The sequence below is a fragment of the Aeromicrobium sp. genome, from assembly GCF_047606445.1.
Lineage (GTDB): Bacteria > Actinomycetota > Actinomycetes > Propionibacteriales > Nocardioidaceae > Aeromicrobium.
On the sequence record NZ_JASGEK010000010.1, the window covers coordinates 133,304 to 156,077 of the forward strand.

Annotated in this window: 21 protein-coding genes, 2 tRNA genes and 1 pseudogene; 9 read left to right on the forward strand and 15 right to left on the reverse strand. The window is 67.2% G+C overall.

Annotated elements, in window-relative coordinates:
• Positions 1-32: 32 nt before the first annotated feature.
• The 7 genes from QM621_RS02790 to gyrB all read right to left on the reverse strand — a co-directional run bounded on the left by QM621_RS02790 (position 33) and on the right by gyrB (position 8,233).
• Positions 33-992 (reverse strand): BsuBI/PstI family type II restriction endonuclease, encoded by a 960-nt coding sequence (locus QM621_RS02790; RefSeq protein WP_414988829.1) that lies wholly within the window; start codon positions 990-992, stop codon positions 33-35.
• A complete protein-coding gene (locus QM621_RS02795) occupies positions 989-2,470 on the reverse strand; it encodes an Eco57I restriction-modification methylase domain-containing protein (RefSeq protein ID WP_414988830.1) in 1,482 nt (493 codons plus the stop codon). The genes QM621_RS02790 and QM621_RS02795 overlap by 4 nt, the downstream gene beginning before the upstream one ends.
• A gap of 55 nt (positions 2,471-2,525) precedes the next feature.
• Positions 2,526-2,598: transfer RNA gene (locus tag QM621_RS02800), tRNA-Ala, on the reverse strand.
• Between the two features lie 146 nt (positions 2,599-2,744).
• Positions 2,745-2,819 (reverse strand) — tRNA-Ile (locus QM621_RS02805).
• A gap of 50 nt (positions 2,820-2,869) precedes the next feature.
• Complete coding sequence (locus QM621_RS02810) at positions 2,870-3,646, reverse strand: DUF3566 domain-containing protein (RefSeq protein WP_414988831.1); 777 nt, start codon at positions 3,644-3,646, stop codon at positions 2,870-2,872.
• The gene (gyrA, locus tag QM621_RS02815; protein ID WP_414988877.1) at positions 3,643-6,129 is read right to left on the reverse strand and encodes a DNA gyrase subunit A; all 2,487 of its coding nucleotides are present in this window, start codon (positions 6,127-6,129) and stop codon (positions 3,643-3,645) included. The genes QM621_RS02810 and gyrA overlap by 4 nt, the downstream gene beginning before the upstream one ends.
• A gap of 103 nt (positions 6,130-6,232) precedes the next feature.
• Positions 6,233-8,233 carry a DNA topoisomerase (ATP-hydrolyzing) subunit B gene (gyrB, locus tag QM621_RS02820; protein WP_414988832.1) on the reverse strand — a complete coding sequence of 667 codons (2,001 nt, stop codon included), beginning with the start codon at positions 8,231-8,233 and terminating at the stop codon, positions 6,233-6,235.
• A 201-nt stretch (positions 8,234-8,434) separates the two neighbouring features.
• Between gyrB and QM621_RS02825 the strand changes: the two genes are divergently transcribed.
• Complete coding sequence (locus tag QM621_RS02825; protein WP_414988833.1) at positions 8,435-9,268, forward strand: phosphatase PAP2 family protein; 834 nt, start codon at positions 8,435-8,437, stop codon at positions 9,266-9,268.
• A gap of 4 nt (positions 9,269-9,272) precedes the next feature.
• Here the strand turns inward: QM621_RS02825 and QM621_RS02830 are convergent, their stop codons facing one another.
• The 5 genes from QM621_RS02830 to dnaA form a co-directional block, all read right to left on the reverse strand.
• Entirely contained in the window at positions 9,273-9,746 is a 474-nt protein-coding gene (locus QM621_RS02830; protein WP_414988834.1) for a DUF721 domain-containing protein, read from the reverse strand.
• Complete coding sequence (gene recF, locus QM621_RS02835; protein WP_414988835.1) at positions 9,739-10,866, reverse strand: DNA replication/repair protein RecF; 1,128 nt, start codon at positions 10,864-10,866, stop codon at positions 9,739-9,741. The genes QM621_RS02830 and recF overlap by 8 nt, the downstream gene beginning before the upstream one ends.
• A gap of 1 nt (position 10,867) precedes the next feature.
• Positions 10,868-11,755, reverse strand: a complete 888-nt coding sequence (gene gnd, locus QM621_RS02840; RefSeq protein WP_414988836.1) for a phosphogluconate dehydrogenase (NAD(+)-dependent, decarboxylating) — start codon at positions 11,753-11,755, stop codon at positions 10,868-10,870.
• Between the two features lie 22 nt (positions 11,756-11,777).
• Positions 11,778-12,923, reverse strand: coding sequence for a DNA polymerase III subunit beta (gene dnaN, locus QM621_RS02845; RefSeq protein WP_414988837.1), 1,146 nt, complete (start codon positions 12,921-12,923; stop codon positions 11,778-11,780).
• Between the two features lie 359 nt (positions 12,924-13,282).
• A complete protein-coding gene (gene dnaA, locus QM621_RS02850) occupies positions 13,283-14,701 on the reverse strand; it encodes a chromosomal replication initiator protein DnaA (RefSeq protein WP_414988838.1) in 1,419 nt (472 codons plus the stop codon).
• Between the two features lie 334 nt (positions 14,702-15,035).
• Between dnaA and rpmH the strand changes: the two genes are divergently transcribed.
• The 8 genes and pseudogenes from rpmH (at position 15,036) to QM621_RS02890 (ending at position 19,709) form a co-directional block, all read left to right on the forward strand.
• A complete protein-coding gene (rpmH, locus tag QM621_RS02855) occupies positions 15,036-15,173 on the forward strand; it encodes a 50S ribosomal protein L34 (RefSeq protein ID WP_414988839.1) in 138 nt (45 codons plus the stop codon).
• Between the two features lie 4 nt (positions 15,174-15,177).
• On the forward strand, positions 15,178-15,537 hold the full coding sequence (gene rnpA / locus QM621_RS02860) for a ribonuclease P protein component (protein ID WP_414988840.1): 360 nt from the start codon (positions 15,178-15,180) through the stop codon (positions 15,535-15,537).
• Between the two features lie 6 nt (positions 15,538-15,543).
• Positions 15,544-15,738: pseudogene (yidD, locus tag QM621_RS02865) on the forward strand (membrane protein insertion efficiency factor YidD); the annotation flags it as partial.
• 73 nt (positions 15,739-15,811) lie between these two features.
• Positions 15,812-16,753 (forward strand): membrane protein insertase YidC, encoded by a 942-nt coding sequence (yidC, locus tag QM621_RS02870; RefSeq protein ID WP_414988878.1) that lies wholly within the window; start codon positions 15,812-15,814, stop codon positions 16,751-16,753.
• Entirely contained in the window at positions 16,753-17,223 is a 471-nt protein-coding gene (locus QM621_RS02875; RefSeq protein WP_414988841.1) for a protein jag, read from the forward strand. Before yidC ends, QM621_RS02875 begins: the two co-directional genes overlap by 1 nt.
• The gene (gene rsmG / locus QM621_RS02880) at positions 17,223-17,858 is read left to right on the forward strand and encodes a 16S rRNA (guanine(527)-N(7))-methyltransferase RsmG (RefSeq protein ID WP_414988842.1); all 636 of its coding nucleotides are present in this window, start codon (positions 17,223-17,225) and stop codon (positions 17,856-17,858) included. The genes QM621_RS02875 and rsmG overlap by 1 nt, the downstream gene beginning before the upstream one ends.
• A gap of 34 nt (positions 17,859-17,892) precedes the next feature.
• Positions 17,893-18,813 carry a ParA family protein gene (locus QM621_RS02885; protein ID WP_414988843.1) on the forward strand — a complete coding sequence of 307 codons (921 nt, stop codon included), beginning with the start codon at positions 17,893-17,895 and terminating at the stop codon, positions 18,811-18,813.
• Positions 18,810-19,709, forward strand: coding sequence for a ParB/RepB/Spo0J family partition protein (locus QM621_RS02890; protein ID WP_414988844.1), 900 nt, complete (start codon positions 18,810-18,812; stop codon positions 19,707-19,709). Before QM621_RS02885 ends, QM621_RS02890 begins: the two co-directional genes overlap by 4 nt.
• An 87-nt stretch (positions 19,710-19,796) precedes the next feature.
• On the opposite strand, the gene trxA is transcribed toward QM621_RS02890, so the two are convergent.
• The 3 genes from trxA to QM621_RS02905 form a co-directional block, all read right to left on the reverse strand.
• On the reverse strand, positions 19,797-20,123 hold the full coding sequence (gene trxA / locus QM621_RS02895) for a thioredoxin (RefSeq protein WP_414988879.1): 327 nt from the start codon (positions 20,121-20,123) through the stop codon (positions 19,797-19,799).
• A gap of 23 nt (positions 20,124-20,146) precedes the next feature.
• Positions 20,147-21,082: a thioredoxin-disulfide reductase gene (gene trxB / locus QM621_RS02900; protein WP_414988845.1), complete on the reverse strand. Its 936-nt coding sequence runs from the start codon at positions 21,080-21,082 to the stop codon at positions 20,147-20,149.
• A gap of 88 nt (positions 21,083-21,170) precedes the next feature.
• On the reverse strand, positions 21,171-22,736 hold the full coding sequence (locus tag QM621_RS02905; protein WP_414988846.1) for a protein kinase: 1,566 nt from the start codon (positions 22,734-22,736) through the stop codon (positions 21,171-21,173).
• Positions 22,737-22,774 lie beyond the last annotated feature (38 nt).

Sequence of the window (22,774 nt, forward strand, 5' to 3'; positions counted from 1 at the left end):
GCGACCCGTTGATTCTGACGCATGGAGCCTCCTCATTGATACGGCCCGAGAAAGCGTTCGCCGTTGTAATGGATCATGTGGGTGGGGTGGTCGGCGCACCAAACTTCGGATTCCCAGGCGATCTTGTCGACGTACTTGCGGAACTCGACACGGTCGGGAAAGCAGGAAACGTAGACAAGACCCGCCGTCGATTCGGAGAACAGGTCAGCAAGTTCGGCTTGTCGTTTGGAATCGACAGGGCCGTGGGAACTGGCTGCTTCCAGGAGCACAAGCCAGTTGCGGTCAGGGAGGTAGATGACGAGGTCGGGCATCTTTCCGTGCTCGTCGACCTCGACATTGAGCGAGAATAGGGTCTCTCGTTCGAAGAGTGCCCACTTGTCGCCCGCATCGCCGATGTACAGCACTTGCCCACCGGGGGTGAAGCGCGGACAGAAGTCCTCAACCATCGCCTTAAGCAGCACGTTCTGCCCGCCGGGCGTCAGAGTGAAGGTCGAACTGTCTGGAAGCGTGAGCGGAATGCGATCCATCTCGCGCGCGGCCGCATAACGGGCCTTGAGCCCTGGTAGAGCAACGAGGTATCGATCGGTTGCTACCTGCCATTCGTTAGTACCGTAGGTGCGCAGTACGTCCAGCGCCTCGGCCGTGACTTGGTAGTTCCACTTGGGCGAGTTGACGGGGCGCTGCGGCTCGTCAGCGTTCTGCACCACGAGTTGTGCTTCCACGAACTGGTGGAGTGTGAATCGTCGGACCGTCTCGCGAGTGTTCGGTGCGTAGTTCTTGCCATATTCGTCGCGGATGAAGTCCATGATGGCTCGAGTTCCAAGCATCGGGTTGGCTGCCTCTACCCATGACTTGGCGGGTTTGAGCCGGAGAAGCGCCAGGAGCACGAGGGCAGAACGTTCGTTGCTGCGCTCCGCATCCATGCCGAGCGTCTCCAATGCCATCCGAGCATCCTCAACTCGCTCGTACGCGGCGTCACCCAGTTCACTCACGCCGCGATCAACTCGTTTACCAGGGTGTCAACCTCGACCTGCGATACGACTGCGTTGCGTCCAAGGCGCCGTAAGGTCGCCAGAGCGGGGAACCTCAGTGCGCGGAGGTCGGTAGCGTTGACTTGGGTGTGGCCGGAGAAAGTACGAAAGAACTTGTCGATCACGGACGAGTTGAGCCAAGTAGCTATGCCTCTCGCGAGGTCTTCATCCAGCCCGCGACCTCCGATGTGGAACACGTTCAGGTGGTTCTCGAAGGCTACTTCGCCAGGGTTGTCCACAGGCGACCAGACTGACGCTACGATCCGCCGACGCTCCTCTTTCGCACTGAACCGCTTGACGACTGTGTACCAGCCCTCGGGCAGGAGCATCGCCCGATCCTTGTCGTTGCTCGGCTGGAACCACTGGGGCTTACGGATTACCCGCGGCCAGAGCACTTCGCCGTCACGGAGATTGCCGGGATAGACGAGCGGAACGGCCTCGGGTAACTCGACGCCGCTGAGTGCGTGGCGTGAGCGGAAGTCCACCACACGGCCGGTCGAGACCTGAACTCCGAGATCGGTCAGCGCGCAAGGTTGCGATAGAACCAGTTCGGCGACCCTGGTGTCGTCGTCATCGGTTGCCAGCCGGATGAATCGGTTGGGGTCGTCAGGAAAGACAACTTCGGCGTAGGGAAGGACCCGCGACGCGATCTCGTCGGTGTGATCGCGGCTCACCGATAGTTCAACGACGCCGGAAGCGGCTCCGCGGGTTCCGGAGAAGATCACGTTCTCCTGGAGCACACCGGTGTCTGCGAATACTGTGGAACGGGAGTCGAAGACGTGTACTCGGTTGAGCGCGATGGAGTCGAGCAGGTGGGCGCGGAAGGATCCGAAGTACGGTCCATTGAAGAAAGATCGGGGCGTGATCGCCACAACTTGTCCGCCTGGCCGTAGCGCGGCGACAGATAGGGCAAGAAATGCAGCGTAGAGGTTGGGAGCATCGACTCCAGCGGCACGCATTGCGGCCCGGTGGGAACTCGACGTAGACAACTTCCCGTAAGGCGGATTCTCGATGACCAGATCGAACTGTGCTTCTAGGTTGAGCGAGGCATCCAGTCCCGTGGAATCGAGAATAAAGTCGGCCTCGACGGCCTCTGCTGTTACCCGACCTTCTCCGACGCGCTCGCATTCAGCGAGAGTTGCCCGAAGGTACGACAGCACGCCCGGATCACGTTCAACCGCGACGATCTCTATCGAGAGTTCAGGCTGTTCGGCCAACGCTCGACCCACCAAAGCCGCAGTGAGAACTCCTGAGCCAGCTCCGGGATCAAGCACGCGAATAGTGCCACTAGACGGCAGGCGGGGCAACGAAGCGATCAACTGTGCGGCGGCGGCGGGGGTGAAGAACTGACCTAGATCGCTCTGTGTGCCCGCATCGAGCCCACCGAGGGCGGCAACTCGCTCACTCTCGGCGATGTCCAAGAGGTCGGTCGCCAGCACCCTCTCATCGTATCCGGGGGCACAGACAGCCAACCGGGAACACGCAGACCGGGAGTGGAGCATAGGGGACTCGAACCCCTAACCCCCTGCTTGCAAAGCAGGTGCGCTACCAATTGCGCCAATGCCCCTGGGTGTCAGACCTCGTCGGTGGTCGCGGCCCACGGGTTCTCCGGGGCGCGGCGTACGCGGGCGAGGACAGCCCATGTGACGCCCGCGAGGGCCAGGCCACCGGCGACGAGCTTCTTCACGGGCGACCTCCGATGAGACACGACGGTGGGCCTAGCTGGACTTGAACCAGCGACCTCTTCCTTATCAGGGAAGCGCTCTAACCGAGCTGAGCTATAGGCCCGCAACAGCGTTGAACTCTACCCCACCGGATTTCACCCGGAGGGTCGGGGTTCAGGAACGCTCGCGGAAGGTGAGCTGCACGCCCCCGACCAAGTGCGTCGCCGCGTTGTACAGCCGCGCGCCGATCGCCGCGAGCGCCGTCATCAAGATGACGTTGATCGCCGACAGCACCAGCGTCAGGCCGACCACCCGGCCGAAGCCGAAGTAATTCTTCACGTCGAAGGTGCCGTCCTCGGCGCTCAGCACCGAGTTGACCGTGTCGTTGAGGTTGTCCCACACGCCGGTCACGCTCAGCACCAGCCAGAACACCGTCACCGCGACCACTGTGACCACCATCAACGCCGTCGACACAACGAAGGCCAACTGCGTGACCGACCACGGGTCGACGTGCACGAGGCTCAACCGCGCCTGCCGGGTGACCGGCGTGGTGTCGACTGACTGAGGCTTCGGCTCCTTCGGCTCCACCGCCGAAGCGGGGGCGCTCTCCTCGACCTTCGGGAACACCGACGTCGACGCCGGGTCGGCCTCCACCGTCCGGGCGTAGTCGGCCGCCGTCATCGGCCGCTTGATGTCGCGCGGCCCCTTGGCGACCGCCGGCTCCGGCTCGACCGTCGACTCCACGACGCCTCCCCTCGACAGGGTGACACCGCGCGGCGGATCGTCGGCCGGAGGACTCTCGACGACCGGCTCGGAGACCACCTCGACGACCGGCGGGGACGTCGGCACGGGGTCGGTGGGCGGGGGTGACGTCGGCGGGAGCGGCGGCCGATTCGACGCCTGCACCACCGGCTTGCTGACCGGCTTGTTCCGGGGCTTCCGCTTGCTCACTGTGCCTCACCCTCGGTGGTCGACTCGGGAGCGTCGTCGCTCCCCTCATTGGCGGCGAGTTCGGTGTTCCGGGCGATGGTGACCACGTGGTCGTCCCCCTTGAACTTCACGAAGCTCACCCCCATCGTGCCACGTCCGGTCGGATTGACGCCGGAGACGAGGCTACGCGTCACCTGTCCGTTCGAGGTCACGCTGATCACGTCGTCGTTGTCGCGCAGCACCAGGCCTCCGACTAGTCGGCCGCGCTGCTCACTGATCTGCATCGCTTTGATGCCGAGGCCGCCGCGACCCTGGCGGCGGTACTCGCCGACCGCGGTCTTCTTCGCGAAGCCGCCGTCGGTCACCGTGAACACGTACAGCGGCTCGTCGTCGTCGGCCGCCTCGACCTGCTCGCCGGGGACGACCGCCATCGACAACAGCTCGTCGCCGTCGCGGAACTTCATGCCCGTGACGCCCGACGTCGCGCGGCCCATCGGACGCAGCTGCTCGTCATCGGCCTGGAAGCGGATCGCCTGCGCCTTCTTACTGATGAGGAGCAGGTCGTCGTCTGGGCCGACCAGCTCGGCGCCGATCAGTTCGTCGTCCTCGTCGCGGAAGTTGATCGCGATGACGCCGGCCTGACGCGGGCTGTTGTAGTCGGCCAGCCGCGTCTTCTTCACCAGGCCCTTGCGGGTGGCGAGCACCAGATAGGGCGCCTGGTCGTAGTCGCGGATCGCCAGCACCTGCGCGATCTGCTCGTCGGGCTGGAACGACAGCAGTCCGGCGACGTGTCCGCCCTTCGCGTCGCGGCCGGCCTCGGGCAGGTGGTAGGCCTTCGCGCGGTAGACCCGGCCCGCCGTGGTGAAGAACAGGATCCAGTGGTGCGAGGTGGTCGGGAACAGATGCTCGACGTAGTCGCCGTCGCGCAACTGCGCGCCGCGCACACCCTTGCCGCCGCGATGCTGCACCCGGTAGAGGTCGGTCTTGGTGCGCTTGGCGTAGCCGCCGGCGGTGATCGTGACCACCACGTCCTCGTCGGGGATCAGGTCCTCGTCGGACAGGTCGCCGTCGGCCGGGACGATGCGCGTGCGACGGTCGTCGCCGAACTTGTCGACGATCTCGGCCAGCTCCTGCGAGACGATGGCGCGCTGCCGCTCCTCGGAGGCCAAGATGTCCTTGAAGTCGGCGATCAACCGCTCTAGCTCGGCCAGCTTGTCGAGGATCTTCTGCCGCTCCAACGCCGCCAGCCGACGCAACTGCATCTCGAGGATCGCGTTCGCCTGCAACTCGTCGATGTCGAGCAGGCCCATCAGACCGGTGCGCGCCTCGTCGACCGTGGGGCTGCGACGGATGAGCGCGATGACCTCGTCGAGCGCGTCGAGCGCCTTGACCAGGCCGCGGTAGATGTGCGCCTCGGCCTCGGCCTTGCGCAGCCGGAACTCGGTGCGACGTCGGATGACGTCGATCTGATGGCTGATCCAGTGCGTGATGAAGCCGTCGAGGCTGAGCGTGCGCGGCACGTCGTCGACGAGCGCCAGCATGTTCGCGCTGAAGTTGCTTTGGAGATCTGTGTATTTGTAGAGATTGTTGAGGACCACCCGGGCGACGGCGTCCTTGCGCACCTCGACGACGATGCGGCGGCCGACCCGCGAGCTCGACTCGTCGCGCAGATCGGCGACGCCCTGGAGGCGCCCGCTGCCCACCAGCTCGGCGATCTTGCGCATGAGCGCGTCGGGGTTGACCTGGTAGGGCAGCTCGGTGACGACCAGCTGGACGCGGCCCTTGGTGTCCTCTTCGATGTTGACGATCGCTCGCATCGTGACCGAGCCGCGACCGGTGCGGTACATCTCCTCGATGCCCTTGGATCCGACGATCAGGCCGTGCGTCGGGAAGTCGGGGCCCTTGACCCGCGCCATCAGCGCCTCCAGCAACTCCTCGCGGGAGGCGTTCGGATGCGCCAGCGCCCACTGGGCCGCCTCGGCGACCTCGCGCAGGTTGTGCGGCGGGATGTTGGTGGCCATGCCGACGGCGATGCCGGCCGAGCCGTTGACCAGCAGGTTCGGGATGCGCGACGGCAGCACCGTCGGCTCCTCGGAGCGGCCGTCGTAGTTCGGCTTGAAGTCGACGGTGTCCTCGTTGATGTCGCGCACCATCTCCATCGCGATGGGCGCGAGCTTGCACTCGGTGTACCGCATCGCGGCGGCCGGGTCGTCGCCCGGCGAGCCGAAGTTGCCCTGGCCGAGGATCATCGGAGCGCGCATCACCCACGGCTGGGCCAGGCGCACGAGGGTGTCGTAGATCGCCGTGTCGCCGTGCGGGTGGTACTGGCCCATCACGTCGCCGACGATGCGCGAGCACTTGGAGAAGCCCCGGTCGGGCCGGTAGCCGCCGTCGTACATCGCGTACAGGACGCGGCGGTGCACCGGCTTGAGGCCGTCGCGCACGTCGGGCAGCGCGCGCGCCACGATCACGCTCATCGCGTAGTCGATGTACGAGCGCTGCATCTCGTCCTGCAGCTCGACGGGCTCGATCCGGTCGCGCTCGATCGGCGTGTCAGTCACGGTGGGTCCTTACGGGGAAGTTTCCGGTCAACAAGGAGATATGTCGCTAAATATCCAAGAATCGGACGTCTTTGGCGTTGCGCTGGATGAAGTTCCGGCGCTGCTCGACGTCCTCGCCCATGAGGATCGTGAAGATCTCGTCGGCCACGGCGGCGTCGTCGAGGGTGACCTGGCGCAGGATGCGCGCCTCCGGGTCCATCGTGGTCTCCCACAGCTCGGAGTCGTTCATCTCGCCCAGACCCTTGTACCGCTGCACCGGCGCCTCCTTCGGCAGACGGCGGCCGGCCTCCTCGCCGGCGGCGAGCAGCACGTCGCGCTCGCGGTCGGAGTAGGCCAGCTCGTGCGGGGCGTTGGCCCACTTGATCTTGTACAGCGGCGGCTGCGCCAGGTACACGTGACCGGCGTCGATGAGCGGCTTCATGAAGCGGAACAGCAGCGTCAGCAACAGCGTCGAGATGTGCTGGCCGTCGACGTCGGCGTCGGCCATCAGCACGATCTTGTGATAGCGCAGCTTGGCGATGTCGAAGTCGTCGTGCACGCCGGTGCCGAGCGCGGAGATGATCGCCTGGACCTCGGCGTTCTGCAGGATCTTGTCGATCCGTGCCTTCTCGACGTTGAGGATCTTGCCGCGCAGCGGGAGGATCGCCTGGGTGCGCGGGTCGCGGCCGCCCTTGGCCGAGCCGCCGGCCGAGTTGCCCTCGACCACGAAGATCTCGCACTCCTCCGGGTTGCGGCTGGAGCAGTCGGCGAGCTTGCCGGGCAGGCCGCCGCCACCGAGGAAGCCCTTGCGGTTGCGGGCGAGGTCGCGGGCCTTGCGCGCGGCCATGCGGGCGCTCGCGGCGTCGATCGACTTGCGGACGATGGTCTTGCCCTCGGCCGGATTCTGCTCGAACCAGGCCGCCAGCTCCTCGTTCATCGCCTGCTGCACGAAACTCTTGGCCTCGGTGTTGCCGAGCTTGGTCTTGGTCTGGCCCTCGAACTGCGGCTCGGTGAGCTTGACCGAGATGATCGCGGCCAGGCCCTCGCGGATGTCGTCGCCGGTGAGGCGGTCCTCCTTCTTTTTGATGAGGTTGTTGGCCTCGGCGAAGCGGTTGACCGTGCTGGTCAGCGCCGCGCGGAAGCCCTCCTCGTGGGTGCCGCCCTCGTGGGTGTTGATCGTGTTGGCGAAGGTGTGCACCGACTCGGCGAAGCTGGCGTTCCACTGCATCGCGACCTCGACCGACAGGCCGTTGTCGACGTCCTCGCGCTCGATGGAGATCACGTCGCGATGGATCGGGGCCTTGGCGCCGGTGTTGATGTGCTCGACGTAGTCGACGAGGCCCTTCTCGTACTGGAACTCGACGCGCCGCTCGACGTCGGCGTCCTCCTCGGGGTGCTCGCGTTCGTCGATCAGCACGATCTTCAGGCCCTTGTTGAGGAAGGCCATCTCCCGGAAGCGCGTCTTGAGCGTGTCGTAGGAGTACTCGACGGTGTCGAAGATGTCGGCGCTGGCGTAGAAGGTGTTGGTGGTGCCGGTCTCGTCGGTCGGCTCGCCCTGCTCCAGCGGCGCGTCGGGCTCGCCGTAGGTGAAGCTCTGCCGCCAGACGTGGCCGTCGCGCTTGACCTCCACCTTCATCTTCGTGCTGAGCGCGTTGACCACCGAGACGCCGACGCCGTGCAGGCCGCCGGAGACCTTGTAGCCGCCGCCGCCGAACTTGCCGCCGGCGTGCAGCGAGGTGAGCACCAGCGTGACCGCGGGGATCTTCTGCTCGGGGTGCTCGTCGACCGGGATGCCGCGACCGTCGTCGACGACGCGCACGCCGCCGTCGGCCTGCAGCGTCACCTCGACGCGGGTGGCGTAGCCGGCCAGCGCCTCGTCGACGGAGTTGTCGACGACCTCCCACACCAGGTGGTGCAGGCCCCGCTCGCCGGTGGAGCCGATGTACATGCCGGGTCGTTTGCGCACCGCCTCCAGTCCTTCGAGGACCTGGATATTGCTGGCGTCGTAATTGCCGGGCGTCTGCGCGGAGTCTGGGACCTGGGTCACTTGGACAGTATACGAGGCCATTCTGTTCGTCTGAGCGACATGGGGCTCGACGAGGAGCCTCGACTGTTTCACGAGTGTGGCACTGAGACGCGCCTGAAGGCCTCTGTGAGACGTTCGCGGGGCGAGTTCCAAGGCGCAGGACACGGCCTCACGCGTGCGCGGCCCTGCGTGGCGCGGGTTCCCGGTGGCGGCGGAGGTCGACGATCCGGCACAGTGGTACCCATGAGCACGACCAGTGTGACCGGCGGACCGGTGATCGGAGATGGCCCTCGGGGGCACTCGGTGCGCCCGGTCGCCTGGGCGATGGCGCCGCTGTCGCTCGCGTCGCTCCTCGGACTGACCAGCCTGGCGCTCTGGACGGCGCGCGGTCAGCGTTTCGACCACTGGGCCATGTCGACTGTGGTGGCCGGCCGCGACACCCACCTGGCGGTGCTCAGCGTGCTGGGCTACCTCTCGATCGGCGCCTTGGCCGTCGTCGCCGCAGGAAGTGTGGGTCTGGCGCTGCTGCGCGGGAACATCCGGCTCGCCGTCGCCGCGGCCACCATCATCACCGGGGCGAACGTCACCACCCAAGTGCTCAAGCGCGTCGTGTTGGAGCGGTCCGAGCTGGTGGACGGGATCTTCGCGCACAACAGCCTGCCCAGCGGGCACACCACCGTCGTCGCCTCCATCCTCGGCGCCCTGTGCCTCGCGAGCCCGGCCTGGCTGCGACCGTTCTTCATCACCGTCGGGGCCTTCGCCGTCGCCCTCACCGGAGCCTCCACCGTGGTGGCCGGATGGCATCGGCCCTCTGACGTGTTGGCGGCCGTGTTGGTCTGCCTGTTCTGGACCGCGCTCGTGGCGATCGGCGTCGGAGGCCGACGATCCCCGTCGCCGGGCTGCCTGGTCTTCGCCCTCATCGGCGCCGGCGCGGCGATCGTCTTCTTGATCGTGATCGGCGTGCGACCGTCCGCCGGCTGGAACTCCTTCGTGATCGCCTGGGCGGTCCTCGGCAGCATCGCCCTGGCCACCGCGCTGTCCGCCACCCTCATGGACCGCATGTCCCCCGCCGCGTGACCGGCTACCCGTACGTGTCGCGGGGGCCGCGACCTCGGACGCTGCGTTTGCCGTGCTTCCACGACGGCGCCTCCGGTCCACGCACCTCGATGCGCAGCACCGAGCCGTGGCCGAGCTCCTCGTTGAGCCGCGCGACCATACGCGGCGCCAGCAGTTGCAGCTCTTTGCGCCAAGCGGTGGAGTCGGTGCGGACCGACACGATCTTGTCCTCGTAGCCCTCCACGACCGAGTGCGCGGCGATGTCGGGGCCGACGATCGACGCCCAATCGGTGAACACCCGCGAGGCGGCGAGCTGGTCGGTCCAGCCCTGCGCTTCGGCGAGGTCGCGCAGGACGTCGCCGAGCGGCAGCGCGTCCTCGCGGTCGTGCCGGACCGACGGCGGTCTGCGACGGCGACGACGCCTGGGCGCCGGGGCGTTCGGGTCCTGGTAGCCCCGCGCCAGCTCGCGCGCGAGGCTCAACGGATCGTCCTCACTCATCGGGGGTCGCCTCCCCGTCGGCGACGACGAAACGATGTCCGCGCAGCGCGTCCGGCACGTCGTCGACCACGGCGGCGGTGACGAGCACCTGCTCGACGTCGTGCGTCATGCCGGCCAGATGGTCGCGCCGCCCCGTGTCGAGCTCGGCGAAGACGTCGTCGAGGATCAGGATCGGGTCGTCGTCGACCCTCAGCCGGTCGAAAGAGGCCAGTTTCAGTGCGAGGGCCAGCGACCACGACTCGCCGTGGCTCGCATAGCCCTTCGCCGGAAGGCCGCCGATCGACAGCGCCAGCTCGTCGCGGTGCGGTCCGACCAAGGTGAGCCCCCGGTCGCGCTCGTCGCGGCGCCGTTCGGTGATCGCCGCGAGCAGCAGCTCGCGGCACGCGTCGGCCACGCGTGGAAGGTCCGCGCTGTCGCCAGCGGCCCGGCACTCGTAGACGGCTGTCACCGTCTGGCGCCGCTCGGCCGCCGAGGCCGCGACCCCGGCGTGCCGCTCCTGGAGATACGGGGCGAGCGCGTCGAGCGTGCGCAGGCGCCGCGCCATGATCTCCCCGCCGAGCGAGGCGAGTTTGTCGTCCCAGATCTCTAAAGTCGACAGATCGACCTGTCGACCTCTCGATGTTTTGAGCAGCGTGTTGCGCTGCCGCACCGTGCGCTCGTAGTCGGACTTGATCCCCGCGACCCGCACCGACTCCATCACCAGCAGATCGTCGAGGAAACGGCGCCGCTGCGCCGGATCGCCCTTGACCAGCGCCAAATCCTCCGGCGAGAACAGGACGGTGCGCACCACCCCGAGCAGGTCGCGTGGCCGCGAAAGATCCGCACGGTTGATCCGCGCGCGATTCGTCCGGCCGGGGCGCAACTCGACCTCGATCAGCGCCGGACGGTCGTCCTTGACCGCCTCCACCCGCACGATCGCCGAGTCGCAGCCCGCCCTCACCAGCGGCGCCTCGCTCGACACACGGTGCGACTCCAGCCGCGACAGGTAGTCGATCGCCTCGACCAGATTCGTCTTGCCCTGGCCGTTGGCGCCGACGAAGCAGACCGGCCCCGGCGACAACGCCAGGTCGACGTCCTCGTAAGAGCGGAAGTCGTGCAGCGCGAGTCGTGAGATGCGCACGTCAGTCAGGCGTGGACTGCTGCACCGCGTGCCCGCCGAACTGCTGACGCATCGCCGCGATGGCCTGCATCGCCGGAGACTCGTCCTGCCGCGAGCTGAACCGCGCGAACAGCGAGGCCGCGATGGCCGGAGTCGGCACGGCGTGCTCGATGGCCGCCTCGACGGTCCACCGACCCTCGCCGGAGTCCTCGGCGTAGCCGCGGATGTCGGTCAGCCCCGGATGCTCGTCGAGCGCCTTGACCAGCAGGTCGAGCAGCCACGACCGCACGACCGTGCCCTCGCGCCAGGAGTCGAGCACCGCCGGGACGTCCTCGACCAGCTCGGTCTTCTCCAGCAGCTCGTAGCCCTCGGCATAGGCCTGCATCATCGCGTACTCGATGCCGTTGTGGACCATCTTCGAGAAGTGCCCGGCGCCCACCTGGCCGGCGTGCACGAATCCAGCGTCGCCGTCGGGACGCAGCGCGTCGAAGACCGGACGCGCGGACTCGACCAGCTCGGCGGCGCCGCCGACCATGAGCGCGTAGCCGTTCTGGCGCCCCCAGACGCCGCCGCTGACCCCGCAGTCGAGATAGCCGACGCCCTTCTCGGCGAGCAGCGCCGCGTGGGCGATGTCGTCGGTCCAGCGCGAGTTGCCGCCCTCGATCACGATGTCGCCGGGGCTGAGCAGCTCGGCCAGCTCCTCGACCGTCGCGCGCGTCGGGGCGCCGGCGGGCACCATGACCCAGACGACCTTCGGCGACTCCGGCAGCGCCGCGACCAAATCGGCGAGCGAGGCGACGTCGCTGACCGAGGCGTCCCGGTCGTAGCCGGTCACCTCGACCCCGCGCTCGCGCAGGCGCTCGCGCATGTTGCCGCCCATCTTGCCGAGTCCGATGAGTCCGATACGCATGACGCCTCCTAGGGATAACCGATCAGGTTTGCAATCGCACCGGCATGATCAGATAGCGGAAGGCGCCGTCGGGGTCGGCCCCGACCTCGCCCACGCCGCTGATCGCGGCCGGTTTGGTGTGTTGGGTGAAAGCCAGGTGGACCACCGGCTCGCCCATCACGCTCAACCCCTCCAGCAGATAGGAGGGGTTGAAGCCGATCTCGATGTCGGGGCCGGTGACGGCCGCCTCGATGGACTCGCTCGCCTGGGCCTCGTTGCCGGTGCCCGCCTCCAGCAGCAGTCCGTTCTCCGCCGAGAAGGTGAGGCGCACCGGCGTGTTGCGCTCTGCGACCAGGGCCACACGTTTGACCGCGTCGACGAGATGCTGAGTCGACACGTACGCGACCGTCTCCGGTTGAGTCTGGAACAACTGTCGCACCCGGGGGAAGTCGCCTTCGAGCAGTCGGGTGGTCGTGCGGCGCGTGCCGTTGCCGACCGTTCCCTCGAAACCGATGAGTCCGTCGCCGACGTCGCCGACCGAGACCGCGATCGAGATGTCGCTGCCGCCGGCGAAGGAGCGGGCTGTCTCGCTGAGCACCCGTGCGGGCACCAAAGCCTGTGCGGAGATCTCGCCGTCCTCGGGGAACCACTCGACGTCGCGCAGGCTCGCACGGAACCGGTCGGTGGCCATCAGCGAGATCGTGGCGCCAGCGAGTTCGAGACGCACCCCCGTCAGCAACGGCAGCATCTCGTCGCGGCCGGCGGCGGCGCCGGCCTGCTGCACAGCTGTGACGAAGGCGTCAGCCTTGACGGCGCCGGTGGAGGTGGGCATCTGGGGCAGTCTCGGGTACTCCTCCACTGGCATCGTCTGCAAGTGGAAACGGGCGCGACCGCAGACGACGCTGACCCTGGTGTCCTCCAAGGCGACGTCGACCGGCTGGGCCGGCAGCGACTTGACGATCTCGCTGAGCAGCTTGCCGCTGACGAGCGCCCGGCCGTCGGCGGAGACCTCTGCGGGCAAGGTGGCGCGCGTGGAGGTCTCGTAGTCGAAGCCCGACAGGGTGAGTCCCTCGTGGTCGGCCTCGATCAACAGCCCGGCAAGCACAGGGACGCTCGGGCGCACCGGAAGGCTGCGCGCCGTCCACGCGACAGCGTCAGCCAGGGTGTCGCGATCGATCCTGAACTTCACGAGATGGCCTTTCAGACGCGGGCGAGTACCGGTGAGTGAATCCTGCCACGTGGGCGGGCAGACGTCTCGCGCAGGGCGCTTCATCCACACACAGGGCGCGACGACCCTTCAACGAGGACTTTCACGTGTCTTTCGGTAGTAGTTGTCGTAGCATCTGTGCATAGCGTGGAGAACCGGATTTCCCACTGGAACTCCAGCGAAGCCGCCGGTGGAAAAAGCGGGGAGGGAGGCGTGGACGGACCCCTGAGGGGGTGTGGACGGCGTCTGGTTGTTCGTCTGGCGTCCACACGGGGCGCCGTGACTGTCCACGTTCCCCCGAGTTTTCCCACAGCTTCGTCCACAGCTGGGGATGGTGTCGGCTACGCCTGACGGGCCTGCTGGCGGATGCGATTGGTCAACTCGGTCACTTGGTTGAAGACCGCGTGGTTCTCGGTCATCAGCTTGCCGATCTTCTTGACTGCGTGCATGACGGTCGTGTGGTCGCGGCCGCCGAACTCCTGGCCGATCTTCGGCAGCGACATCTCGGTCAGCTCGCGGCACAGGTACATGGCGATCTGCCGGGCGAGCACCAGGTCGCGCGAGCGGTTGGCGCCGCAGATCTCATCGATGGAGAACTCCGAGTACACGGCGGTCTGCGCGATGATGACCGCGCTGGTGACCTCCGGCTCCTCGGTCGCCGACACGATGTCCTTGAGCACGATCTGCGCCAAGTTGAGGTCGATCGTCGACTGGTTGAGATTGGCGAAGGCGGTCACCCGCAGCAAGGCGCCTTCGAGCTCGCGGATGTTGCTCTGCACCTTGCTGGCGATGAACTCGAGCACGTCCTCGGGCACGGTGAGGTCGTCGTTGTCGGCCTTCTTGCGCAGGATCGCGATCCGTGTCTCGAGCTCGGGCAGCGTGACGTCGGTCGTCAGGCCCCACTCGAAGCGGTTGCGCAGGCGCTCCTCCAGCGTCTTGAGGTTCTTCGGCGGGCGGTCCGAGGTCATGACGATCTGCTTGTTCTCGTTGTGCAGCGCGTTGAAGGTGTGGAAGAACTCCTCCTGCGTCGCCTCTTTGCCCTCGAAGAACTGGATGTCGTCGACCAGCAGCACGTCGATCTCGCGGTACTTGCGCTTCATCTCGCTGGTCTTGCGGTCGCTGATCGCGTTGATGACGTCGTTGGTGAACTCCTCGGTGTTCACGTACCGCACGCGCGAGGACGGGTAGACGCTGAGGATGTAGTGGCCGATGGCATGCAGCAGGTGCGTTTTGCCCAGGCCGGAGTCGCCGTAGATGACGAGCGGGTTGTAGGCCTTGCCCGGCGCCTCGGCCGCGGCGACCGCGGCGGCGTGCGCGAACCGGTTCGACGAGCCGGTCACGAAGTTCTCGAAGAGGTAGCGCGGATTCAGTCGCGCCTCGGAGGTGGTGCTGCTGCTGGTCGGCTCGGGCCGACGGGCCGGGCCCCACAGCTGCGGCGACGGCTCCGGTTGCGGTGCCGCGGCGGAGGGACGCTCGGGCTCGGGCTCGGGCAACTGGACGTTCGGGTCGATGGTGATGATCAGCCGGACCTCGGTGTCGAGGTCGCGGCTGAGCGTCTGCTCGAGGATCGGCTGGACGCGCGACTCCAACTGCGAACGGGTGAGCTCGTCGGCGACGGCCACGATGAGCATGCCGCTGTGGAAACTCAAGGGGACAGCCGGGAAGGCCCAGACCCGCGCTCCCATCGAGAGCCGGTCGACTGCCGTGCGCCAGACGGCCTGAAGTTCGCTGTCAGACAGCGGCGCCGCGTCCTTCGGCATGGGGTCCTCCTGTGTTCCACAAGTTTGTCCACATCTGTGGATCCAGGGAGTCCAAAGAAAGCGACAACCTGTGGACAACCTGCTGACTCGGCGACGCTAGCAGCCGCTTGAGAGGCAGACAACCCATACGTCCGCCGTCCTGGGGAAACACGCTGGCGCCGAACGGCCGGAAACGGGCGAAAAGCCGTGAAGAGGTCAGTTTGACCGGTGTTCGCAGGCCCCCGTACCGTTGGACAGTCGCGCGACGAGCGGCCGCGTGCCCATGAGGTAGAAGCTTCGTGGGCGAGCGGTGATCGTCGATGCGGTCATCGACCCTTTCGAGAAGGACTTTTCCGTGAGCAAGCGTACGTACCAGCCGAACAACCGCCGCCGTGCCAAGAAGCATGGCTTCCGCCTCCGCATGCGCACCCGCGCCGGCCGCGCGATCCTCGCGTCGCGCCGCAGCAAGGGTCGCGCCAAGCTGTCTGCCTGAAGCATTGCTTCCGCAGGCGGTCCGCATGCGTGACGGAGAGACCTTCCGTCACACACTGCGGCGGGGCGCCTCGTCGACCTCGGGCTCGGTCGTCGCACGTGTCGTGCTGACGACCGAGCCCGACGTGCAGGTAGGGCTGATCGTCGGCAAGAAGGTCGGCAACGCCGTCGCCCGCAACCGGGTCAAGCGTCGCGTCCGGCACGCGCTGCGTTCGGAGCTGTCGACGCTGCCCGTCGGCGCCCGCGTGGTGATCCGCGCGTTGCCCGGCGCCGCGACCAGCGCGGCTCTGCCGCACGAGACGCGTGACGCGGTGGCGCGGGCCACGCGTCGGGCCGTCGAGCGCTCCCCTGCCCCGGCGGTCTGAGGCGTCATGGCGCGCTGGCTTCTGATCGGTCTGCTCAAGGCCTACCGATTTGCGATCAGTCCCCTGTACGGACAGGTGTGCCGCTACCATCCGACCTGTTCGGCCTACGCGCTCGAAGCCGTGGAGACGCACGGCGCGTTGCGCGGCTCATGGCTGGCGGCGCGACGACTGGCGCGCTGCCACCCCTGGAATCCTGGCGGGTACGACCCCGTCCCCCCTGACACCCGGTGCTCGGGTGTCTCACTGAGGAGTTTGAACCGTGGAGATCTTCAGCATGATCGGCTCGGCGATCATGACGCCGCTGTATTACGCCGTGTCGGCGATTCTGCTGGGCTGGCACTGGGTGTTCGAGCATGTGCCGAACTTGAGCGACGGTTGGACGTGGGCGTTGTCGATCGTCGGTCTGACGGTGACGATCCGCGCGCTGCTGATCCCGCTGTTCGTCAAGCAGATCAAGAGCAGCCGGAACATGCAGCTTCTGCAGCCCAAGATCAAAGAGCTGCAGAAGAAGTACGGCCACGACCGTGAGCGGCTCACTCAGGAGCAGATGAAGCTCTGGAAGGAGACGGGCACCAACCCGTTCGCCTCCTGTCTGCCGCTGCTCGCGCAGATGCCGATCTTCTTCGCGCTCTTCCGCACGATCGACCAGGCGGCCAAGAATGGCGCCGAGGGCAAGAAGGGCTTCCTCTCCGGCGCGGACGCCGACTCCATTCAGTCGGCGCTATGGCTCGGCGGCAAGATCTCCGACACCTTCATGAACACCGACCACTGGGAGACGCGGGTCGTCGCGATCATCCTGGTGGTGGCCATGTGCGCCACGCAGTTCTTGACCCAGCGCCAGCTCATGGCCAAGAACATGCCCGAGGACGCGCTGACCGGTCCCTATGCGCAGCAGCAGAAGTTGCTGCTCTACATCTTGCCGTTCGTGTTCGCGATCAGCGGCGTGATCTTCCCGCTGGGCGTCCTTATCTACTGGGTGACCTCGAACCTGTGGACGATGGGCCAGCAGTTCTACGTGATCCGCAACAACCCGGTGCCGAACACGCCGGCCTTCCGCGCGAAGCAGCTGCGCGACGCGGCCAAGGGCAAAGACAAGAAGAAGGACGGCACGGGCGGCAGCTCGGTCGAGGTGGTCGAGGAGGCTCCCCAGCCCGCTCGCCAGCAGCCGAAGAGGCAGTCGCGGAGCCAACGGACGAAGAAGAAGGGTGGCCGCTGATGAGCGCGGACAAGCTGGAGGCCGAGGGCGATATCGCCGCTGACTTCCTGGAAGGCCTGCTGGACATCGCCGATCTCGACGGCGACATCGACATGGACGTCGACGGCGATCGTGCGGCGGTCTCGGTGGTGGGTGGTGGCCTCGACCATCTCGTCGGTCACGATGGTCAGGTGTTGGAGGCGCTGCAGGAGTTGACTCGCTTGGCGGTGTACCGCGAGACGGGCGACCGCAGTCGGCTCATGCTCGACATCGCCGGTTATCGCGAGGGCCGCCGCGTCGCGGTGCGGGAGGAGGCCGAGAGCGCGGTGGCCGCCGTGCGCGACGGCGCGGCGCGGATCGAACTGGCTCCGATGTCCGCCTTCGAGCGCAAGATCGCGCACGACGCCGTGACGGAAGCCGGTCTGCGCAGTGAGTCGGAGGGAGCCGAGCCGCGTCGCTTCGTCGTGGTGCTGCCGGCGGCGGACGACTGATGTCTGTTTCACGTGAAACCGGCGCCTCAGGGGTGGGCACTCCCCCGGAGGCGCCGGCTTATTTCGGAGACCAGTGGGCCACGGCTCAGCGGTACGCGGAGTTGCTCGCGACCTGGGGGGTGGAGCGAGGCATGATCGGTCCTCGTGAGGTGCCGCGCCTATGGGAACGTCATCTTCTGAACTGCGCCGCAGTGTGCCCGCGATTGCCTGACGGAGCCACCGTCGCCGATGTCGGCACGGGCGCCGGGCTCCCCGGGCTGGTCTGGGCCATCGCTCGCCCGGACGTCTCGATGACCCTGGTCGAGCCGCTGTTGCGTCGTGTCCGTTTCCTCACCGCGGTCGTCGACGATCTCGATCTGACGAATGTGGAGATCGTCCGGAGTCGGGCGGAGGACCATGACCGTCGGTATGAGGTGGTGACCGCCCGCGCTGTGGCGTCTCTCGATAAGTTGATGACGTGGTGTTGGCCCCTGGTCGCCGAGGGCGGTGTGCTGTTGGCGATGAAGGGTCAGTCCGCAACGGATGAGGTCAAGGCCTCGCAGCCGTCGTTGAAGCGGCTCGAGGTGAAAGATGTCCGTATCGAGTCCTATGGTGATCTAGCGGTTCCGACGACCGTCGTGGAGATCACCCGATGATCCATGTTGTTTCACGTGAAACCCGGAGGTGGCGATGACGACGGTCTTCCCCGACGACCCCACGCCCTTGGCGCGCGCCGCTGAGGAGCACGTCTCATTGGCGCGCAAAGTGGAGAGCATCGTCCAGCTTCCCCGACCTGCCCAGACGCGTGTCTTCGTCGTCGCCAACCAGAAGGGCGGCGTCGGCAAGACCACGACCACCGTCAACCTGGCGGCGGCCATGGCGATCAAGGGCCTGCGCATCCTGGTGATCGACCTCGATCCACAGGGCAACACCTCGACGGCCCTCGACATCGTCCACACCGAGGGCACTCCCGGCGTCTACGAGGCGCTGGTGGAAGGCGAGTCCATCGGCACGCTGGTCCAGCAGTGTCCCGCGCACGAGAGCATCCAGGTGCTCCCCGCCTCGATCGACCTGGCGGGCGCCGAGATCGAACTGGTGTCCTTGGTGGCTCGCGAGACGCGTCTCGACAAGGCGCTGCAGAGCTACTTGCACGAGGCTGAGCAGAAAGGCGAGCGGTACGACTATGTCTTCATCGACTGCCCGCCCTCCCTCGGCTTGCTCACCGTCAACGCGCTGGTCGCGGGACGTGAGGTGCTGATCCCCATCCAGTGCGAGTACTACGCCCTGGAAGGGCTGGGTCAGCTACTGCGCAATATCGAGCTGGTCAAAGCCCATCTGAACCCCAAGCTCAACGTCACGACGATCCTGCTGACCATGTACGACGGTCGCACCAACCTGTCCTCCGGCGTTGCCGCCGAGGTGCGGCAGCACTTCGGCGGGACGGTGTTGACGACGGCGATTCCCCGGTCGGTGCGCATCTCCGAGGCTCCGAGCTATCAGCAGAGCGTCGTCACCTACGACCCCTCCTCGTCGGGCGCCCTGTCGTACATCGAGGCGGCGCGTGAGATCGCCGAGAGGGCGTCCGGTCAGAAAAGAGAGGCTCAGCGATGAGCAGTCGTCGTACCCGTGGTCTCGGTCGTGGCTTGGAGGCCCTCATCCCCCAGGGTCCCGAGGAGGCCGCGAGCACGGGACTCCAGGAGATCCAAGGCGCCCGCTTCGAGGAGCTGCCGCTCGATGCGATCACACCGAACCCGCGTCAGCCGCGCACGGTCTTCGACGAGGAGTCCATGGCTGAACTGGTCCACTCCATCAAGGAGATCGGCCTGCTGCAGCCGGTGGTCGTCCGGGAGATCGCGCCGGGCCGCTTCGAGCTCATCATGGGCGAGCGCCGCTGGCGGGCCAGTCGTGAGGCCGGCAAGGAGACCATCGCCGCAGTCGTCCGGGAGACCCAGGACGAGGATCTGCTGCGCGACGCGCTGTTGGAGAACTTGCACCGTTCTCAGCTGAACCCGCTGGAAGAGGCGTCGGCCTATCAGCAGCTGCTCGACGACTTCGGCTGCACGCACGAGGAGCTCGGTCGCCGGATCGGCCGCTCGCGTCCGCAGATCAGCAACACATTGCGACTTCTCAAGCTCACGCCGGCCGTCCAGCGCCGGGTCGCCGCCGAGGTCATCAGCGCCGGGCACGCTCGCGCGCTGGTGACCGTCGCCAACCCGGAGATCCAGGAGCGCCTTGCCACGCGCGTCGTGGCCGAGGGGCTGTCGGTGCGGGCGTTGGAGGAGATCGTCTCGCTCACCGACGACGATGAGAAGCGACCCACCCCTGCGCGTAAGAAAGCCACAGTCTCCTCGCCTCGTGTCGAGGAGATCGCGAACCGTCTGTCCGAGCGCTTCGACACGCGGGTCAAGGTAGCGCTCGGCCGCTCCAAGGGTCGCATCACCGTCGAGTTCGCGACTGTCGACGACCTCGAGCGCATCGTCGATCTGATGGACCCGAAGAAGGACTGAGCACCTTGTCCACAGTTGTGGACAAGTTCGGTGGAAAGACAAAGACCCTTGTCGATAGAACGACAAGGGTCTTTGTGTTCTCGCAGGTCAGAGGTGCTTGTCGATCTCCGCGAGCAGGCTCGACTTGGGACGGGCGCCGGTGATCGAGGCGACCACCTCGCCCCCCTTGTAGAGGTTGACCGTCGGCAGACCGGTCACCCGGTAGGCGGCGGCCGTGGACGGGTTCGCGTCGGCGTCGATCTTGACGACCGTCAGCTGGCCCTCCTTCTCCTTCGCGATCTCCTCGAGGATGGGGGCGAGCTGACGGCACGGGCCGCACCAGGAGGCCCAGAAGTCGACGAGCACGGGCCCGTCGGCCTGCAAGACCTTCTCGGCGAAGTCGGCGTCGGTCACGTTGTCGAGTGTGGACATGATTCTCCTCAGGGTGGATGTCGGTGTCAGTCGGTCAGGGCGGCCAGATAACGCTCGGCGTCGAGGGCTGCGGCACAGCCGCTGCCAGCGGCCGTGATGGCCTGGCGGTAGGTGTGGTCGACGAGGTCGCCTGCGGCGAACACGCCGGTGAGGTTCGTCGCGGTGGAACCGCTCTGGACGAGCACGTACCCCTCGTCGTCGAGGTCGACCTGACCGGCCAACAGCTCCGAGCGCGGGTCGTGGCCGATGGCGATGAACAGGCCGGACGCGTCGAGGCGACGGGTCTCCCCCGTGACTGTGTCGCGCAGGGTGACGGCCTCCAACTTGCCGTCGCCGTGCAGCTCCGCGATCTCGCTGTTCCAGGCGAACTCGATCTTCTCGTTCGCGGTGGCGCGGTCCTGCATGATCTTGGAGGCGCGCAGTTCGTCGCGACGGTGCACGAGGGTGACCTTCGAGGCGAAGCGGGTCAGGAAGGTGGCCTCCTCCAGCGCCGAGTCGCCGCCGCCGACCACGATGATCTCCTGCTCGCGGAAGAAGAAGCCGTCACAGGTGGCGCACCAGCTGACGCCGTGGCCGGACAGCTCGTCCTCCCGGTCGACGCCGAGCTTGCGGTAGCCCGAACCCGTCGCCAAGATGACCGCGAGCGCCGAGTGCGCCGACCCGTCGGAGAGCTTCACCGTCTTGACGTCGCCGGTCAGGTCGACCGACACCACGTCGTTGGCGACCAGCTCCGCGCCGAAGCGCTCGGCCTGGGCGCGCAGGTTGTCCATCAGCTCCGGGCCCATGATGCCCTCGGGGAAACCGGGGAAGTTCTCGACGTCGGTGGTGTTCATCAGCGCGCCGCCGGCAGTCACCGACCCCTCGAAGACCAGCGGCTCCAGACTGGCCCGGGCGGCGTAGATCGCCGCAGTGTAGCCGGAAGGACCGGAACCGATGATGATCAGATTGCGTACGTCGCTCATATCCGCTCTTTCGCTGGTGACGCCTGGTGCAACACAGCCTAGTCGCGCGCGATTCCCGCCCCGCCGCGCTCGTCTGGCGCGAGACGGCTCAGGAGACGCCGTCGATGCGGAGTTCGGCGATCTCCGCCCGGAACTCCCCCGTGTCGACCTGCGGCAGAGAGGTCAGCCAGACCACGACATAACGGGTCATCGTGGTCTGCGGAACGCTCACGGTGACATCGGTGCCGGCGCTCTCGACCGAGGCGACCGAGGTGAGTCGGGACAGATCTTCCGGCGCTCCGTCGGTGCCCGGCGGAGCGGTGAAGATCTGCAGGCTGGTCGGCGAGCCGATCAGATTGAGCCGCACAGAGTCGATCTGTCGGGTCGCACCAAGGTCGATGAGCAGCCCGACGCCGTCCTTGAGCCCGCCGAGATCGGCGCGCGACCGATAGGTGGAGGTGGTCCACGCCGTCTCGGGATCGCCGTCGGTGACGAAGGACAGCTTCTGCGGCGACTCCCGACCGTCACCGTGAGGGTCGAAGTCGGTGATGGAGTCGAAGGTCAGCGGGTGGACCTCGCCCGACGTCTGGGTGATCGGGTCGGCGTCGTCGCTGCTGTGTTGCAGGACGGCGACTGCGGCGATGACCACTACGAGTGCGAGGATGCCGACCGTGCCGAGAGCCACGAGGCCACGGGCTCCGTGCAGCATCTTGAGAGCCTGCTCTTTGCCCTTCTCCACTGTGGTCGGCGGAGGCGGCTCCGAGGATTTCGGTCGAGGCCGGGGCGGGCGCAGGCCCGGCGGCGGCTCCAACGGCTCGACGACCGGGTCGTAGCGGACGAGGTCGGGCGCCGGGGCGGCGTCGGGGGTGGCGAGTTCGGCCTCCTCCAGCCGGGTGGCGATCTGTTTGAGCTTCGCGGCGACTTGCGAGGCGGTCGTCAGCGGAGGGCGGGTCGAAGAGGAGTCGCCGCGGATGCGGTCGTACACCGCGTCGAGTTCACGGTCGATGCCCGCGCGCACCTGGCCGGGGCGCAGCTCGCGGCCGTGCTCGGTGGGGGCGGCGCGCAGCCCGTCGACGCTGCCGCCCGGCCAGCGGCTGGCGAGGCAGACGTACAGCAGTTTGCCGAGCCCCCGCACGTCGAGCCGTTCCAATTCCTCCAGGTCGGGCGGGTCGTCGTGCGAGGACACCGGCGCCAGGGCGGTGGCGACGCCCAGTCCGACCACCCGCACTGCGCCGGACTTCTTCAACAAGACGTGGCGGGGGGCGAGGCGTCGGTGGAACTGGCCGTCCTTGTGGGCGCACGCCAACGCTTCGGCGACCTCGGCGACGACGGCCGCCGCCCGGGCGCTGGGCAGGGGTCCCTGGGCGAGCACCGAGCTCAGGGTGTAGGCGCGAGCCCACTCCCGCACGACCATGTGGTGGCCCTGCTCGTCGGGAAGGAGGTCGAGCACCCGGAGGAAGCGCGGATCGGAGACGGTGGTCGACCGTCGGGCCGCGTCGAGGAAGCGGTCGGCGCGCGGGTCGTCGCTGCGCAGCAGTTCCAAGCCGACGCTGCGCGACAGGACGCTGTCGTGCGCACGCCAGGTGATCGACCCCGCGTGCTCGTGGACGAGGTCTTGCAGGTGATAACGCTGGGCGACGACATCACCGGAGACCAGGGTCCGACGTTCGAGCATGCCACGCACCTCCTTGCCGAAAGGCAAGTCTAGAGGGC

Coding starts and splice junctions, on each gene's coding strand:
- gyrA (WP_414988877.1), bottom strand. CDS start 6,129: ATGCAGCGCTCGTACATCGACTACGCGATGAGCGTGATCGTGGCGCGC.
- gyrB (WP_414988832.1), bottom strand. CDS start 8,233: ATGGCCTCGTATACTGTCCAAGTGACCCAGGTCCCAGACTCCGCGCAG.
- QM621_RS02825 (WP_414988833.1), top strand. CDS start 8,435: ATGAGCACGACCAGTGTGACCGGCGGACCGGTGATCGGAGATGGCCCT.
- QM621_RS02830 (WP_414988834.1), bottom strand. CDS start 9,746: ATGAGTGAGGACGATCCGTTGAGCCTCGCGCGCGAGCTGGCGCGGGGC.
- gnd (WP_414988836.1), bottom strand. CDS start 11,755: ATGCGTATCGGACTCATCGGACTCGGCAAGATGGGCGGCAACATGCGC.
- dnaA (WP_414988838.1), bottom strand. CDS start 14,701: ATGCCGAAGGACGCGGCGCCGCTGTCTGACAGCGAACTTCAGGCCGTC.
- yidC (WP_414988878.1), top strand. CDS start 15,812: ATGATCGGCTCGGCGATCATGACGCCGCTGTATTACGCCGTGTCGGCG.
- QM621_RS02875 (WP_414988841.1), top strand. CDS start 16,753: ATGAGCGCGGACAAGCTGGAGGCCGAGGGCGATATCGCCGCTGACTTC.
- rsmG (WP_414988842.1), top strand. CDS start 17,223: ATGTCTGTTTCACGTGAAACCGGCGCCTCAGGGGTGGGCACTCCCCCG.
- QM621_RS02885 (WP_414988843.1), top strand. CDS start 17,893: ATGACGACGGTCTTCCCCGACGACCCCACGCCCTTGGCGCGCGCCGCT.
- QM621_RS02890 (WP_414988844.1), top strand. CDS start 18,810: ATGAGCAGTCGTCGTACCCGTGGTCTCGGTCGTGGCTTGGAGGCCCTC.
- trxB (WP_414988845.1), bottom strand. CDS start 21,082: ATGAGCGACGTACGCAATCTGATCATCATCGGTTCCGGTCCTTCCGGC.
- QM621_RS02905 (WP_414988846.1), bottom strand. CDS start 22,736: ATGCTCGAACGTCGGACCCTGGTCTCCGGTGATGTCGTCGCCCAGCGT.